The 15,166-nt window shown below is 61.6% G+C and carries 13 protein-coding genes; 5 read left to right on the forward strand and 8 right to left on the reverse strand.

Annotated elements, in window-relative coordinates; genetic code table 11:
* The 3 genes from HA052_RS02130 to HA052_RS02140 form a co-directional block, all read right to left on the reverse strand.
* The gene (locus tag HA052_RS02130) at positions 1 to 669 is read right to left on the reverse strand and encodes a GntR family transcriptional regulator (protein WP_081544298.1); all 669 of its coding nucleotides are present in this window, start codon (positions 667 to 669) and stop codon (positions 1 to 3) included.
* A gap of 497 nt (positions 670 to 1,166) precedes the next feature.
* Entirely contained in the window at positions 1,167 to 1,865 is a 699-nt protein-coding gene (gene ubiG / locus HA052_RS02135; protein ID WP_166450593.1) for a bifunctional 2-polyprenyl-6-hydroxyphenol methylase/3-demethylubiquinol 3-O-methyltransferase UbiG, read from the reverse strand.
* Between the two features lie 2 nt (positions 1,866 to 1,867).
* On the reverse strand, positions 1,868 to 3,187 hold the full coding sequence (locus HA052_RS02140; protein ID WP_081544300.1) for a TRZ/ATZ family hydrolase: 1,320 nt from the start codon (positions 3,185 to 3,187) through the stop codon (positions 1,868 to 1,870).
* Positions 3,188 to 3,441: 254 nt separating this feature from the next.
* On the opposite strand from HA052_RS02140, the gene HA052_RS02145 reads away from it, so the two are divergent.
* Together HA052_RS02145 and HA052_RS02150 are read left to right on the forward strand one after the other, a co-directional pair.
* Positions 3,442 to 6,252 (forward strand): bifunctional diguanylate cyclase/phosphodiesterase, encoded by a 2,811-nt coding sequence (locus HA052_RS02145; RefSeq protein WP_166450594.1) that lies wholly within the window; start codon positions 3,442 to 3,444, stop codon positions 6,250 to 6,252.
* Between the two features lie 30 nt (positions 6,253 to 6,282).
* The gene (locus HA052_RS02150) at positions 6,283 to 7,224 is read left to right on the forward strand and encodes a sensor domain-containing diguanylate cyclase (protein ID WP_166450595.1); all 942 of its coding nucleotides are present in this window, start codon (positions 6,283 to 6,285) and stop codon (positions 7,222 to 7,224) included.
* Positions 7,225 to 7,237: 13 nt separating this feature from the next.
* On the opposite strand, the gene HA052_RS02155 is transcribed toward HA052_RS02150, so the two are convergent.
* On the reverse strand, positions 7,238 to 8,155 hold the full coding sequence (locus tag HA052_RS02155; RefSeq protein ID WP_166450596.1) for a LysR family transcriptional regulator: 918 nt from the start codon (positions 8,153 to 8,155) through the stop codon (positions 7,238 to 7,240).
* 103 nt (positions 8,156 to 8,258) lie between these two features.
* Between HA052_RS02155 and HA052_RS02160 the strand changes: the two genes are divergently transcribed.
* Positions 8,259 to 9,248, forward strand: coding sequence for an aldo/keto reductase (locus tag HA052_RS02160; protein WP_166450597.1), 990 nt, complete (start codon positions 8,259 to 8,261; stop codon positions 9,246 to 9,248).
* An 8-nt stretch (positions 9,249 to 9,256) separates the two neighbouring features.
* On the opposite strand, the gene HA052_RS02165 is transcribed toward HA052_RS02160, so the two are convergent.
* Positions 9,257 to 9,706 (reverse strand): hypothetical protein, encoded by a 450-nt coding sequence (locus HA052_RS02165; RefSeq protein ID WP_166450598.1) that lies wholly within the window; start codon positions 9,704 to 9,706, stop codon positions 9,257 to 9,259.
* 230 nt (positions 9,707 to 9,936) lie between these two features.
* Between HA052_RS02165 and HA052_RS02170 the strand changes: the two genes are divergently transcribed.
* A complete protein-coding gene (locus HA052_RS02170) occupies positions 9,937 to 10,269 on the forward strand; it encodes a monooxygenase (RefSeq protein ID WP_081544306.1) in 333 nt (110 codons plus the stop codon).
* Between the two features lie 142 nt (positions 10,270 to 10,411).
* Here HA052_RS02170 and lysS read toward each other — a convergent pair whose 3' ends face one another.
* From lysS to HA052_RS02185, 3 genes are all read right to left on the reverse strand, one after another.
* A complete protein-coding gene (gene lysS, locus HA052_RS02175; protein WP_166450599.1) occupies positions 10,412 to 11,917 on the reverse strand; it encodes a lysine--tRNA ligase in 1,506 nt (501 codons plus the stop codon).
* A gap of 72 nt (positions 11,918 to 11,989) precedes the next feature.
* A protein-coding gene (gene prfB, locus HA052_RS02180; RefSeq protein ID WP_166450674.1) for a peptide chain release factor 2 occupies positions 11,990 to 13,094 on the reverse strand; the annotation gives its coding sequence in 2 pieces (ribosomal slippage) (positions 11,990 to 13,012 and positions 13,014 to 13,094; 1,104 coding nt in all).
* Between the two features lie 116 nt (positions 13,095 to 13,210).
* Entirely contained in the window at positions 13,211 to 14,191 is a 981-nt protein-coding gene (locus HA052_RS02185) for a malate dehydrogenase (RefSeq protein ID WP_166450600.1), read from the reverse strand.
* Between the two features lie 210 nt (positions 14,192 to 14,401).
* Here HA052_RS02185 and HA052_RS02190 point away from each other — a divergent pair, with 210 nt between their 5' ends.
* On the forward strand, positions 14,402 to 15,136 hold the full coding sequence (locus HA052_RS02190; protein ID WP_043632316.1) for a GntR family transcriptional regulator: 735 nt from the start codon (positions 14,402 to 14,404) through the stop codon (positions 15,134 to 15,136).
* The last annotated feature ends 30 nt before the right edge of the window (positions 15,137 to 15,166 follow it).

The raw sequence follows: 15,166 nt of genomic DNA on the forward strand, positions 1-15,166 counted from the left end.
TCAATGGCGTCCGCTTAGCGACTCGGCCGCGCTTTGCGCCAGCTGGCTGTATTGCTGGCCGAATTCGGCCACCATCTGGCGCAATTTGGCGGTGTCGCGGGCAATGATGGTCTTGAGCAGATTTTCCAGGAAGAGTTGGGTCTGGTCCATCTGGCTCTTGCCGGCTCGCAAAATGGCGAACAGACAGCGTTGGGTGAGCGGCAGCAAGTCTTTCAGCGTGTGTTCCAGATAGCGGTTGCCGGCATAGAGATACAGGGTGTCGAGGAAATCGACGCCGTGTTCGTAAAAGCCCTGCAAATCGTCTTTGCGGTTGCATTCGGCCAACTGGGTGGTGACTTCGAAGAAGTGGGCCAGGTCGTCGTTCTGCCAGGAGGTGGCGAGGTTGCAGACGGCTTGATCCAGCAGCAGAAACCACAGTTCGAAGAAATGGCGCACATCCTGGCCGGTGATGCTGGATACCACCGCGCCGCGGCGCGGGAAAATCTCCACCAGATGGCGGCGTTGCAAAATCAATAAAGCTTCGCGCACGGACCCGCGGCTGACTTCCAGCTCCGACGCAATGCGCAATTCCTGAATGCGCTCCCCAGCTTGCATCGTGCCTTGTATGATTTGTTTGCCCAGGTATTGGGCGATTTGTTCGGTCAGTGAGTCGTTCGCTTTGAACGTCATCTTGCTCTCCGGAATAGAATATTATTATTTTCCTATGTTTGATATGCGAGGGCAATCAAACTGCAATGTTTGTCTGGCAGTAGTTTGTCCGACAGATTGTTGTTATCAAAACATTATCAGCGGTTTTGACGCCAACTGTTGTCAACTTGCCGCACTAGACAAGCATTACTGAGGTTTTGCTTGCGCATTCATCATATCAATCATACGATTAAAACGCTTGTTTGAAATGGCTGACACGAGAGGGGCTATCAAAATAGGCGAGAGGCGTCGGAGAGGTATTTCCGCCGTCTTGCGGACTCGGCCGGCGGCCGGCCCGCGCGGGGAAAGCAGCCTGGCAGGCGACGGGTGGCGCAAGCCGAATGTCGCCGCAAGCGGGCCGTCCCGCGAGGGCGTTGAAGCCGGCGCGGCGTTCGCGAATTTTAGCGGGTTGTGTCCGGTGTGGAACCGGGAGTGTGATTCAGGCCTTCGCCTTTGGCGAAGGCCTTTTTTCTTGCCGCTTATTCGGGGCGACGGCAGGCCATCAGGTAGTTGACGGCGGTATCGTCGCCCAGCGAGTAGATGCGGGTCAGCGGGTTGTAGCTCATGCCGCGGACGGCGTCCAGATCCAGACCGGCGTTTCGGGCCATGCGCGATAACTCCGAGGGCTTGAGGAAGCGGGCGTACTCGTGGGTGCCGCGAGGCAGCATGTTCAGCACGTATTCTGCGCCGACTACCGCCAGCAGATAGGATTTGGCGTTGCGGTTGAGCGTGGAGAAGAACACCCAGCCGCCGGGCTTGACCAGGCTGGCGCAGCTGCGCACCACGCTTTGAGGGTCCGGCACGTGTTCCAGCATTTCCATGCAGGTGACCACGTCGAAGCTGGCCGGCGCTTCCTCCGCCAGTTCCTCCACGGCCACGCAGCGGTAATCCACCGCCACGCCGGATTCCAGGCTGTGCAGTTGGGCCACTTTCAGCGACTTCTTGGCCAGGTCGATGCCGGTGACGGCGGCGCCGCGCGCGGCCATGCTCTCCGCCAGGATGCCGCCGCCGCAGCCCACGTCCAGCACTTGCTTGCCGGCGATGGCCGCGCGGTCGTCGATGAAGCCCAGGCGCAGTGGGTTGATTTCATGCAGCGGCTTGAATTCGCCGCTCATGTCCCACCATTTGTGCGCCAGTTGGCTGAATTTGTCGATTTCGGTTTCGTCTACATTGATCATGATTATTTCGCCAGGATGCGATGACGCCAGTCTTCGGCGCGCGCCTTGAGCGCGGCTTCGTCCAGAGTCTTGAGTTGGCGTTGTTCCAATAGGGCTTGGCCATTGACCCAGACGTGGCTGACTTGTTCGCGGCCGGCCGCGTACACCACGTGGGAGATCGGATCGAAGGCCGGCGCGGTTTCGATGGCGGATAGGTCGATGGCGATCAGGTCTGCCTGTTTGCCGGCCTTGATCGAGCCGACCTTGTCTGCGATGCCCAGCGCGCGGGCACCGTTGAGCGTGGCCATGCGGATGGCCGCGGCGGCCGGCACCGAGGTGGGGTCCAGCGTGCCCACTTTGGCCAGCAGCGCCGCCAGTCGGGTTTCCGCCAACATGTCCAACTTGTTGTTGGAGGCGGCGCCGTCGGTGCCTATGCCCACCGCGATGCCGGCCTGCAGCATCTTGGGAATGGGGGCGATGCCGGAAGCCAGTTTCATATTGGACGAGGGATTGTGCGCCACCGATACGCCGTGCTTGGCGGCGATTTCGATTTCCTCGTCGTTCAAATGCACCATGTGGGCGGCGATCAGACGCGGCGACAGCAAGCCCAGTTGTTGCAGGCGGGCCAGCGGGCGCTGGTGGCGTTCCTTGACGCTGTTGTTCACCTCGTCCGCGGTTTCGTGGATGTGGCAATGGATCAGCATGTCTTCCTGCTCGGCCAGCGTCACCACCTTGGCGAAGGTGTCGTCCGATACCGTATAAGGCGCGTGCGGCGCCAGCGTGAAGGTGATCAGTTCTTCGCCCAGGAACTGGCGACGTTCGGCCAGGGACTTGCTGATGTAGTCGTCGGCGTTGCTGGCGTAATTGGTGGGGAACTCCAGGATGGAACAGCCGACAAAGGTGCGCATGCCGGAGGCCAGGCCGGCGCGGGCCATCGCGCCGTGGTAGAAATACATGTCGTTGATGGTGGTGGTGCCGCCGCGGATCATTTCTCCCATCGCCAGCAGCGCGCCGTCGAACACGAAGTCGTCGCGCACGTGCTTGCCCTCGGCCGGCCAGATATGATTGGTCAGCCAGTCCATCAGCGCCTTGTCGTCGGCCAGGCCGCGCAAGAGCGTCATCGCGGAGTGGCCGTGAAGATTGATCAGGCCCGGCATCAGCACATGGTTGGGCAATTCCACGCGTTGATCCGCCTCCAGCGCGCCGGCTTGGTCGGCTGGAATAATCGCGGCAATCCTGCCATTCTTCAAAGCAATGGCGTGGTTTTCCAGGATTTCTCCGTCTTCCTCGACGGTAATGATCCAGCGGGCGGTGATAATTTTGTCATAACGGGACTGGGACATGGAGCAATCCTGGCGCGATTTTGAAGTGACGTGGATTGTAGGCCGAGGCTAAATTCAAGGCAATGACGGAGCGTGGAAAGCAGCGCCAGAGCGTGCCGGCGGCAGGCTTGCCGGATTCAAGCTTGACAAGGCGATGACTAGTGAATATTCCAGCATTTTGCCGGGATTATCCGGTGTATACTTTTGAAAATATGAACAACTGACGCATGGGCTCAATTGCCTGCGGCTAATGGCGAGCGATAATAAACGCAAACATGGCACACCACGCTGACGATAAATCCACAGCCAGTACCGGCCTCTCCCTTAGGGCTGTCTTTCTCATCGCCGTAGTGCTGGGCTTGCTGATTCCCGCGTCCATCATCAGTTATCTGAGCTTCAATATTCAAAGGGACGCGCTGACCGCCCAGCTGGAAACCGATCAAAAACGCCTGCTGGACATTGTGGCCCTGGGCATGCAGGAACCTTTGTGGAACCTGAGCCGCCAGGCGGGCAACCCCTTGATCGCGTCGGTGATGGAAGATGCGCGGGTCGTTTCCATCCGCGTCACCGACACCCAGTCCAATCAGATATTTCTGTCCTCTGTGCGCGCGGAGCGCCGCATCGGCAGCGTGTCCTTCGTGGAAAAACCAGTGATCTACCGCGGCGAGGAAATCGGCCAGGTGACGCTGGAGTTCGACAACGAGCATCTCGCCATCGCGCTCAATAACCAGATCAAGAACATCCTGATGATTTTGGCGGCGCAGCTGGTGTTGTCCATCCTGCTGATCATGAGCATTTTGCATTCGCGTTTCCTCAGCCCGATGAAGGCGTTGACCGAGCAGGCGCGTTTGCTGGCCGAACTCAAGCTGGATCGGCCGTTCGAATGGCAGCGCCGCGACGAGATCGGCCATCTTGGCAAGCATTTAGAATGGACTCGAGCCGAACTCAAGCGCTTGCTGGACGAGTTGCGGGCCAAGACGCTGGCGCTGGAAGCGGACATTTCCCGTCGCCGCGAGGTGGAGGACGCGCTGCGCCGCTCCGAGAACAAATACCGCGAGTTGTTTTGGTCCAACCTCGACGGCATCGTGATCAGCTCGCTGGACGGCCAGGTGATAGACGCCAACCCCGCCTTTCTCAACCTGATGTGCTACAGCCTGGATCAGCTCAAGCTGCAGAATTTCTGGACTTTGGTGGGACCGGAGAGCGAGGCGCTGGAGCGCTTCAATCTGGACAACAAGGTATTGCGCTTCGGCTATTGCGACGAGTTCGAGGCCACCTATATCAACCGCTTCGGCAATCCGGTGCCGGTCAGCGTCAAGACCGTGGCGATGCGCGACGCCTTCGGCCGCATCAACGCGGTGTGGCGCATGGTGCGCGACATCTCCGAGAAACGCGCGGCGGAGGAGAGGGTGCAGCTGGCGGCCAAGGTGTTCGAGAACACCGTGGAAGGCATCATGATCACCGACGCCGACAAACGTATCCGCAGCGTCAACCGCGCCTTCACCGAGATCACGGGCTACACCCAGCACGAGGTGCTGGGCCAGAAGACCAGCGTGTTGTCCTCCGGCCGCCACGACCAGCCGTTCTACGAGCAGATGTGGCAGTCCATCGCCGACCACGGCTCTTGGCAGGGCGAGCTGTGGAACCGCCGCAAGAACGGCGAGGTGTTCCCGGAATGGCTGGCGATCAACGCGGTGCGCAACAGTCTGGGCGAAATCACCCACTATGTGGCCATCTTCAGCGATCTGACCGAACGCAAGGCGGCCGACGAGCGCATCCAGTTCCTCGCGCATTTCGACGTATTGACCAGCTTGCCCAACCGCGTGCACATGCAGGACCGGGTGGAGCTGGCGATTCACAACGCCGGCCGCGACAACGAACGGCTGGCGCTGTTGTTGCTGGACCTGGATCGTTTCAAGACCGTTAACGAATCGCTGGGCCACACTGCCGGTGACACCCTGCTGCAGGTGGCGGCTGACCGCATCAAGGGCGTACTGGGGCCGGGAGAGATGCTGGCGCGTCAGGGCGGCGACGAATTCATCGTGCTGCTGCCGGTGATTTCCGATCCCGGCGAAGCGGCGTTGGCGGCGGAGCGCATCCGCGACGCTTTCTCCGCCTCGATAGAACTGCACAATCATGTGATCACCATCACGCCATCGATAGGCATCAGCGTTTATCCGGACGACGGCCGCGACTACGAAACTCTGGTGCGCAACGCCGACGCGGCGATGTACCACGCTAAATCTTCGGGCCGCAACAGTTACAAGTTTTACACCGCCGACCTCAACGCCCGCGCTCGCGAAATCCTGGCGATCGAAAGCCAGTTGCGCTTTGCGCTAGAGCGCGAGGAGTTCGTGCTGCACTACCAGCCGCAGGTGGAAATGGCCAGCGGCCGCATTATCGGCGCGGAAGCACTGATCCGCTGGAACCACCCATCGCTGGGCGTGCTGGGGCCAGTGCGCTTCATCGAAGTGGCGGAAGAGCGCGGCTTCATCGTGCAGATTGGCAACTGGGTGATAGGCGAGGCCACTCGTCAATTGGCCGCCTGGCGCAGTCAGGGCCTGCCGGAATTGACTCTGGCCATCAATCTGTCCGCCTTGCAGTTCCGCCAGTCCGATCTGGCCGAGCAGATTACCTCGGCGCTGGCCGCTAACGGCCTGCCCGGCCATGCGCTGGACATCGAGGTAACCGAGAGCGTGGTGATGGAGGACGCGATGGCTACCATCCAGGCCATCGACAATATAAAAAATATGGGGTTGAAGTTGTCCATCGACGACTTCGGCACCGGCTATTCCAGCCTGTCCTATCTGAAGCGCTTCAAAGCGGACAAGCTGAAGATCGACCGCTCCTTCGTACGCGACATCCCCCACGACGCCGACGACACCGCCATTGCCCGCGCCATCATCAATATGGCCAAGAACCTAAATATGAAGGTAGTGGCGGAAGGGGTGGAGACGATAGAGCAATGGCACTTCCTGCAACGCGAGGGCTGCGAGTACGTGCAAGGCTACTTGATCGCCCGGCCGCTGCCGGCGGACGAGTTCGTCAAACTGCTGGCTCAGGACTGCCTGTTGCCGCAGGAGTGAGCTGACCCAAGGTTGGGCGGGAGCACGCTGATGACTTTCAGGATTGGCGACGATGCGGTGGATATCGGCAAGGAAGTGCTGTCGCGCAGCCTGGATTTCGTGCCTATTCCCATCCTGATTTCGGAGTCCGACGCCAAGCTGGACCAGCCCGGCCGGCGGGTTCACCGCTATCTCAACCGCGCGTTCCTGCAACAGATAGGCTACACCTTGGAGCAGATGCCGGATATGGAGGCCTGGTTCCGTCTGGCTTATCCCGATCCGGCCTACCGCTTGGAGGTGGAGCAAAGCTGGTTGCAGGCAGTGAAGGACAGCTTGGCGCTGGGCCGCAACCTGGCGGAGATGACGGTGCACGTGTGCTGCGCCGACGGCCGGCTGCGGTGGTTCATCGTCACCGCGCAACTGCACGCCGACCTGCTGCCCAATTGGCACATCGTCACCTTTCGCGACGTGGACGATCTCAAGTGCATGATGGACGATAACGCTCGTCTGTCGCGCACAGATTTTCTCACTGGCTTGATCAATCGCCGCGAGGCGGTGCGCCAGTTGGAGTCCGCCTGGCTTCAATGGCTGCAAACGCGCCGGCCATTCGCCGTGCTGTTGTGCGATATCGACCACTTTAAGCTGGTGAACGACCGTTTCGGCCATGACGGCGGCGACTACGTGCTGGTGGAGGCGACGCGTTTGTTGCGCGAGGCGTTTCCGGATTTGCTCTGTTCGCGCTGGGGCGGGGAGGAGTTCCTGCTGCTGGCTCCGGACGCCGACAAGGCCAAGGCGGCGACGCTGGCGGAGCGTGCCCGGCAGCGGCTCGCCAGCGCCAATCTGCAGTGGCAGCAGCAGCCGGTGCCGTTGACGCTGAGCATAGGCCATGTCTGTGTGCAGCCGGGTCTGGAGGTGGACGCCTTGCTGCAGCGCGCCGACGCCGCGCTTTACCGTGCCAAGGCCGCCGGACGGAATTGCTGTCGAGAGGGATGAAGCCGGCGGACGGTCATTGAGCGGCCGCCGTGGGGCCGGCCATGGCCTGTCTCAAGTAGTCGATGAAAACCCGCAGCTTCGCCGGCTGGTGCAAGTGGTGAGGATAATACAGATAAAAGGCCTCCGCCGGCGGCATCCATTCCTCCAGCACGGTTACCAGATGGCCGTCCGCCAGATAGGGCTCGGCCATCGTCTGCGGTAAATAAGCGAGACCGAGTCCGGCCAGCGCGACGTGCAGCGCCGCGAGGCTGTCGCTGGTGGTTAGCGGACCTTGCACCGCGACGTCCAACGGCCGTCCAGCATCGCTGAATTGCCAGCGGTAGACCTGGCCACTGCTGGTGAAGCGATAGCGCAGGCAATCGTGTTGTTGCAGCTGGGCCGGATGCTCGGGCGCGCCGCGCGCCTGCAGGTAGCCAGGGCTTGCCGCCACGCAAAAGCGGAAGGGGGCGCTGACTGCCACCGCCTGCATGTCTTGCTGCAGGCTTTCGCCAAAGCGCAGGCCGGCGTCCAGGCCGCGCTCCACGATATCCACCAATTGATTGTTCACGTCCAGTTCCAGCTTCAGCTGCGGATAGGCGCGCATGAAGCCGGGCAGCAGCGGATACAGCAACAGACCGGCGGCGGTGTGGGGCAAGGTCAGCTTCAGCGTGCCGCTGACCTGCCCTTGCCATTGACGGGTGTCGTCCAGTGCGCCGTCCAGCTGTTCCAGCAGAGGCGTTATCCGCGCCAGCAGCGCCTGGCCGGCCTCAGTCAGCCCAACCTTGCGGGTGGTGCGGTTCAAGAGGCGCACGCCCAATTGGGCTTCCAACTGGCGCAGAGTCTGGCTTAGCGCCGAGGGTGTGATCTCTTGCTGGGCGGCTGCGCGGGTGAAGCTGCCGTGCCGGGCTATCAGACGGAAAGCTTGCAGCGCATGCAAAGAGTTTTGCGTCATTGTGAAGTTTTTCTACGTAATTTATGCAGATTAATCCTATTTTTCCGGTGGATGCAAGCGCATATGCTTCAGGCATTCTAACCGACCACGAAAGATGGCAGACATGAAGCAACGTATCCTGGGCCGTAATGGCCCTTCCGTTTCCGCGCTGGGCTTGGGTTGCATGGGCATGAGCGCTTTCTACGGCGCGCATGACGATGCGGAATCGCTGAGCACGCTGAATCACGCGCTCGATCGCGGCGTCAATCTGCTGGACACCGCCGATATGTACGGCCCCTATCGCAATGAGGAGTTGTTGGCGCAAGTATTGAAGTCGCGCCGCCAGGAGGTGGTGTTGGCCACCAAGTTCGGCATCGTGATGGACTCGGCCAATCCCGCCGCGCGCGGCGTCAACGGCCGGCCGGAATACGTGCGCAGCAGCTGCGAAGGCAGTCTCAAACGGCTGGGCGTCGACGTCATCGACCTTTATTACCTGCACCGCGTGGACCCGCAGGTGCCGATCGAAGAAACCGTGGGCGCGATGGCGGAGCTGGTGCGCGCTGGGAAGGTCCGTTACCTGGGCCTGTCCGAGGCCGCGCCCGACACCTTGCGCCGCGCGCACGCGGTTCATCCCATCCACGCGCTGCAAAGTGAATACTCGTTGTGGACACGGGACCCGGAGCAGCAAACGCTGGCTGTGTGTCGGGAACTGGGCGTCGGTTTTGTCGCCTACAGCCCGTTGGGCCGCGGATTCCTGACCGGAGCGATTCGAAGCCCGGACGACTTCGACGCCGACGACTACCGGCGCGGCAATCCGCGCTTTCTCGGCGAGAATTTCCGCCGCAATCTGGCGCTGGTGGAGCGGGTGAAAGCCTTGGCCGAAGCCAAGGGCTGCACGCCGGCGCAATTGGCGCTGGCCTGGGTGCTGGCGCACGGAGATCACATCGTCGCCATCCCCGGCGCGCGCCGCATCCGCAATCTGGACGACAATCTGGGCGCGCTGGCGCTGGAACTGAGTCCGGCGGAGCGGACGGAAATCGACGCGGTCTTTCCGCCGGAGGCCGTCAGCGGCTTGCGCTACGCGTCCGAGGTGATGGCGACGGTGCAGCGCTGAGCGCGGTTCTAGCGGTCTCGCCGCCAGTCGCGGCGGTCGCGCTCATGGCCGCGGCCATGGTCGTGATCGTCGTCGCCATGCCAGCCGTGGCGTTCGTGTTCGCGCCTGTACTCATGGCCGCGTTGAACCTGCTGATAACGCGGCACGTAGACTTGGCGGTACCACTCGTCGCGAACGAAGTAGACTGGCCGGCCGCAGGCGCCGTAGCGGCCGCAGTAGCGACGCCAATCCTTCATGTGGCCGGGCGGCACCCGCAGATACATCGGCGCCACCGCCACCGGGGCGGGCTGGATGACCACCGGTTGCGGATAGATCAGCTGCGGCGGCGGGAAACCGCCCAGGCTGAGTTGTCCGTAGAAGCCGGGCTGGCCGATGGTGATGGAGACGCCGGCCTGGGTCGGCATGGCGCAGAGCCATGCCGAGGCGCTCAGCGCGGCGAATGCGAATAGACGTTTCATGGCGAATGTCCTTTTAGTCGTACAAGCGAGTGTTGTACTGCCAATATCGTCCGACACTATTGCGCATGCGCGAAGCTGAAGGACGGAATGATGTCTATTGTTGGCGGAAAGGAGGTTTAGCAAACAAAAGCAAAACTTCCCGACCGAGATGGACAGCTTGGCAAGGCGCCCAGCATTGAAACGCCCTGGCTGGGTTGCCGCGAGTCTTGCCTTCTATAGGAAACGCTTTCATGCAAAAACTTCTGCAAGTCCACTTTGATTTTTCCGGTCCTTTCGGCGACGAGATGGCAAGCCGGTTGCAGGAGCTGGCGGCGTCCATCAACCAGGAGCCCGGCTTCATCTGGAAAATATGGACGGAGAACCCGGACCGGCAAGAGGCCGGCGGCATTTATCTGTTTGCCAGCGAAGAAACGGCGCAAGCTTATCTGCGTATGCACAGCGCAAGACTGAAAGCCTTGGGGGTGACCGAGGTCAGCGGCAGAATTTTCGACGTGAATCTGGCGCTCAGCGAGCTCAATCATGCGGGCTTTGCGCGGGGGCCGGAGCCGCTTGGGGCTGAGTAGTCGGCAGCCCTGGTCAGTGGGACTCCGCGCCGACGGCCTTGTCCACGCGTGAAAAGCACGATGCGGGGGGAGGGGGCGCGGGAAAAGAAAAAGCCGCTCGCCGGAAGGCGGGCGGCTTGGTGGCGCCGTAGGCTTGACGCGCTTATTCCGGACGCATTTGCGGGAACAGAATGACGTCGCGGATGGACGGCGCGTCGGTCAGGAGCATCACCAGGCGGTCGATGCCGATGCCGCAGCCGCCGGTCGGCGGCAGGCCGTATTCCATCGCGCGGATGTAGTCGGCGTCGTAGTGCATCGCCTCGTCGTCGCCGGCGTCCTTCTGCGCCACCTGGGACAGGAAACGCGCGGCCTGGTCTTCCGGATCGTTCAACTCGGAGTAGCCGTTGGCGTGCTCGCGGCCGACGATGAATAGTTCGAAACGCTCGGTCAGGCCCGGCTTGCTGTCGGAACCGCGCGCCAGCGGGGACACTTCCACCGGGTAGTCGATGATGAAGGTCGGGTTCCACAACAGGCTTTCGGCGCACTCTTCAAACAGTGCCAGTTGCAGGCTGCCCAGGCCCGGCGCCGGCGGCAGCTTGCCGCCCAGGCGCTTGATCTCGCTGGCCACCCAGGCCGCGTCGTCCAGTTGAGCATCTGTGTATTGCGGGTTGTAGTGCTTGATCGCGCCGACGATGGTGAAACGGTCGAACGGTTTGCCCAGATCCACTTCCTTGCCTTGATAGCTGACGGTGGTGGAACCGCAGGATACCAGCGCGCATTCGCGGATGATGGTTTCGGTCATCTCCATCATGCGCTGGTAGTCGCTGTAAGCTTCGTAAAACTCGATCATGGTGAACTCGGGGTTGTGGCGCGTGCTCATCCCCTCGTTGCGGAAATTGCGGTTGATTTCGAACACGCGCTCCAGGCCGCCCACCACCAGGCGCTTCAGGTACAGCTCCGGCGCGATGCGCAGGTACAAGGGCATGTCCAGCGCGTTGTGGTGGGTGACGAAAGGCTTGGCCGCGGCGCCGCCCGGAATCGGGTGCATCATCGGGGTTTCCACTTCCAGATAATCCTGGCCCACCATCACGTCGCGCACCTTCTGGATGATCTTGGAACGCTTGATGAAGGTCTGGCGGCTTTCCTCGTTCATGATCAGGTCGGCGTAGCGCTGACGGTACTTGGTTTCCTGATCGGTGATGCCGTGGAATTTTTCCGGCAGCGGGCGGATGTTCTTGGACAGCAGGCGCACTTCGCTGGCCTGCACCGTCAGTTCGCCGGTTTTGGTCTTGAACAGCGTGCCTTTGACGGCGACGATATCGCCCAGGTCCCAGTGCTTGAACTCGGCGTGCAGTGCTTCGCCCACGCCGTCATTGGAGATGTAGGCCTGGATGCGGCCGCTGCCGTCTTGCAGCGTGGCGAAGCTGGCCTTGCCCATCACACGTTTCAACATCATGCGGCCGGCAACGGCAACCTCGATCTTTTCGGCTTCCAGCGCTTCTTTTTCCTTGCCGGCGTGAGCGTTCTGCAGGGCTTGCGCGAAGTGGCTGCGTTTGAAGTCGTTGGGGAAGGCGATGCGCTGTTCGCGGATGCTCTTCAGCTTTTGGCGGCGCTCCGCCATGATCTGGTTTTCGTCCTGGCTGGGCGATGTTTGCTCGTGTTCAGACATGTTCACTCCGTAATTCAATGCAATGGCTGTTGGCCGCCGCGCGGGCGGCGGCCGGGTTAAGCGGGTTTAGGTTCAGACGCCCTGTTTCAGGCTGGCTTCGATGAAGCCGTCCAGGTCGCCGTCCATGACGCCCTTGATGTTGCCCACTTCATAGCTGGTGCGCAGGTCCTTGATGCGGGACTGGTCGAAGACGTAGGAGCGGATCTGATGACCCCAGCCCACATCGGTCTTGGTATCTTCCAGCGCCTGCTTGGCCTCGTTGCGCTTTTTCAGTTCCAGTTCGTACAGCTTGGCGCGCAGCATCTGCATCGCTTCGTCGCGGTTGCGGTGTTGGGAGCGGTCGTTCTGGCACTGCACCACGATCCCGGTGGGATTGTGGGTGATGCGCACGGCGGAGTCGGTCTTGTTGATGTGCTGACCGCCGGCGCCGGAGGCGCGGTAGGTGTCGACGCGCAGATCGGCCGGATTGATGTCGATCACGAAGCTGTCGTCCACTTCCGGATAGACGAAGACCGAGGAGAAGGAGGTGTGGCGGCGCGCGTTGGAGTCGAAGGGCGACACGCGCACCAGGCGGTGCACGCCCACTTCGGAGCGCAGCAGGCCGTAGGCGTATTCGCCGCTGATCTTCAGCGTGGCGCTGGTGATGCCGGCCACTTCGCCTTCGGATTCTTCCAGCACTTCCACGCTGAAGCCCTTGCGTTCGGCGTAGCGGATATACATGCGCAGCAGCATGCCGGCCCAGTCCTGGGCCTCGGTGCCGCCGGCGCCGGCCTGGATGTCCAGGAAGCAGTTGTTCGGGTCCATCGGGTCGTGGAACATCCGGCGGAATTCCAGCTGCGCGAGCTTGGCTTCGGCGGTGTCCAGATCGGTCTGCACGGCCAGGATGGTGTCGTCGTCGTTTTCGGCGCGGCCCATCTCGAACAATTCGGCGCTGTCGCCGACCATGGCGCTGATCTCGTCGATCACCAGCACCACGTCTTCAAGCTGTTTGCGCTCGCGGCCCAATTCCTGGGCGCGCTTGGGGTCGTTCCAGATATCCGGGTCTTCGGTCAGGCGGGACACTTCTTCCAGACGGTCTTTTTTACCGTCGTAGTCAAAGATACCCCCGGATATCGGCGCCACGGGTGGCCAGGTCGTCGATCTTGGCCGCGATTTGGTTCAGTACTTCGACTTCAATCATGCTCAACTCCAAATGGCAGTCTGTTAAATATAGGCAGTCGGGAAATCGGGTCTTGATCAAAGACAAAAAAGCGCACCGTAAGGTGCGCTTTTGCTGAAAAGACTTGGGATGGATCAGCCAAACAGGTGAGCGATGGCGGCGCGCTCTTCTTCCAGTTCGGCCAGGGTGAAGTTCATCCGCTCGCGGCTGAACTCGTCGATTTCCAGACCTTGCACAATCTTGTATTCGCCATTTTCGCATACAACCGGGAAGCCGTACATCACGCCTTCCGGGATGCCGTAGGAGCCGTCGGACGGAATGCCCATGGTCACCCATTTGCCTTGGCTGCCCAGCACCCAGTCGTGGACGTGGTCGATGGCGGCGTTGGCGGCGGAAGCGGCGGAGGAGAGACCACGCGCTTCGATGATGGCGGCGCCGCGCTTGCCCACGGTGGGCAGGAATACGTCGCGGTTCCAGGCTTCGTCGTTGATCATGGCCTTGACCGGCTGGCCGGCGATGCTGGCAAAGCGGTAGTCGGCGTACATGGTCGGCGAGTGGTTGCCCCATACCGCCAGTTTTTCGATGGCGGCCACCGGCTTGCCGGTTTTGGCGGCGATCTGGGACAGCGCGCGGTTGTGGTCAAGACGCAACATGGCGGTGAAGTTTTTCGGATTCAGGTCCGGAGCGGACTTCATCGCGATCCAGGCGTTGGTGTTGGCCGGGTTGCCCACTACCAGCACTTTCACGTCGCGGGCGGCGTGGTCGTTCAGCGCCTTGCCCTGCACGGTGAAGATGGCGCCGTTGGCTTCCAGCAGATCCTTGCGCTCCATGCCCTTGCTGCGCGGGCGGGCGCCCACCAGCAGCGCGACCTTGACGTCCTTGAAGGCCACGTTCGGGTCGTCGGTGGCGACCATGCCGGCCAACAGCGGGAAAGCGCAGTCTTCCAGTTCCATCATCACGCCCTTGAGGGCGGTTTGCGCTTGCGGCAGGTCCAGCAGTTGCAGGACGACCGGTTGATCCTTGCCGAGCATTTCGCCGCTGGCAATGCGGAACAGCAGACTGTAGCCGATCTGGCCGGCTGCGCCGGTGACGGCGACGCGAACGGGAGCTTTCATTGGCGGACTCTCCTTTGATGTATCCGATAATGACGATATGCAGATGTTGCTCTGCAGCATTGAATGCTTTTGTGCGGCTGAGTGTAACACGGAGTATAGCCAATGTGGGGGTGGAATCCTCATCAGAAAAGCTGATAGGGCCAGTAAAGTCTTGTATCTTATATAAGACTTGTATTTACGCTTGATTTGTTTGGTGATACAACAGAGAACATGACAGATCGACCGCTGCGTAGACAGCCGCTGTACAGCCAGATCAAGCAGCAGTTGCTGCGCCGGATCGGCGATGGCGAGTGGCAGGAGAACGATGCCTTGCCCAGCGAATGGGACTTGGCGGACGAGCTGGGCGCAAGCCAGGGCACGGTGCGCAAGGCTTTGAGCGAACTGGTGGCCGACGGTCTTTTGTACCGCGCGCAGGGCAGGGGCACTTTTGTGGCGCCGGCGCCCAGCGAGTGGGGCGAAGGCCTGCTGCTGACGCCGGGCCTGTTCAACGAGCAGCCGGACGATCTGGCGCGGGAGTTCCTCGGCATTTCGCGGGGCAACGCCAGCGACGACATGGCCGCGGCATTGCAATTGCGGCGCGCTGCGCCTTTATTGAGAGTTCGGCAGCTGTGGCGTTGGCACGGCATCCCGGTCGCGGTGGACGAGGCCTTCTTGCCGGCCGACGAGTTCGAGGGGCTGGACGCGCGCTGGCTGCGCGGCTCGTCCGGGGTGTACCAGGCGCTGCAGCAGCGCTTCGGCATCCGTTTGAAAGTATTGTGCGAGCAGTTCCGCGCGCTGATGCTGCCGCGCGAGGAAAGCGCCTTGCTCGGCGTCACCGGCATGGTGGCCGAAGCGCCTGCCTTGAGCCTGATTCGGATTTCCGGCTCGATGGAGGGCGTGCCGCTGGAGTGGCGGCAGCGTTACTGTTTGACGCACAACTGGGCTTATACCGCCCGCCGGGCTTGACGCGGCGGGCTTTTGACGTGACGTGGAGGG

It is taken from the genome of Chromobacterium fluminis, assembly GCF_011602385.1.
In the GTDB taxonomy this organism is placed as follows: domain Bacteria; phylum Pseudomonadota; class Gammaproteobacteria; order Burkholderiales; family Chromobacteriaceae; genus Chromobacterium; species Chromobacterium fluminis.

Bases quoted from the DNA above. Each gene is read 5' to 3' on its own strand.
- HA052_RS02130 (WP_081544298.1), bottom strand. From the start codon at position 669: ATGACGTTCAAAGCGAACGACTCACTGACCGAACAAATCGCCCAATAC.
- ubiG (WP_166450593.1), bottom strand. From the start codon at position 1,865: ATGATCAATGTAGACGAAACCGAAATCGACAAATTCAGCCAACTGGCG.
- HA052_RS02140 (WP_081544300.1), bottom strand. From the start codon at position 3,187: ATGTCCCAGTCCCGTTATGACAAAATTATCACCGCCCGCTGGATCATT.
- HA052_RS02145 (WP_166450594.1), top strand. From the start codon at position 3,442: ATGGCACACCACGCTGACGATAAATCCACAGCCAGTACCGGCCTCTCC.
- HA052_RS02150 (WP_166450595.1), top strand. From the start codon at position 6,283: ATGACTTTCAGGATTGGCGACGATGCGGTGGATATCGGCAAGGAAGTG.
- HA052_RS02155 (WP_166450596.1), bottom strand. From the start codon at position 8,155: ATGACGCAAAACTCTTTGCATGCGCTGCAAGCTTTCCGTCTGATAGCC.
- HA052_RS02160 (WP_166450597.1), top strand. From the start codon at position 8,259: ATGAAGCAACGTATCCTGGGCCGTAATGGCCCTTCCGTTTCCGCGCTG.
- HA052_RS02165 (WP_166450598.1), bottom strand. From the start codon at position 9,706: ATGAAACGTCTATTCGCATTCGCCGCGCTGAGCGCCTCGGCATGGCTC.
- HA052_RS02170 (WP_081544306.1), top strand. From the start codon at position 9,937: ATGCAAAAACTTCTGCAAGTCCACTTTGATTTTTCCGGTCCTTTCGGC.
- lysS (WP_166450599.1), bottom strand. From the start codon at position 11,917: ATGTCTGAACACGAGCAAACATCGCCCAGCCAGGACGAAAACCAGATC.
- HA052_RS02185 (WP_166450600.1), bottom strand. From the start codon at position 14,191: ATGAAAGCTCCCGTTCGCGTCGCCGTCACCGGCGCAGCCGGCCAGATC.
- HA052_RS02190 (WP_043632316.1), top strand. From the start codon at position 14,402: ATGACAGATCGACCGCTGCGTAGACAGCCGCTGTACAGCCAGATCAAG.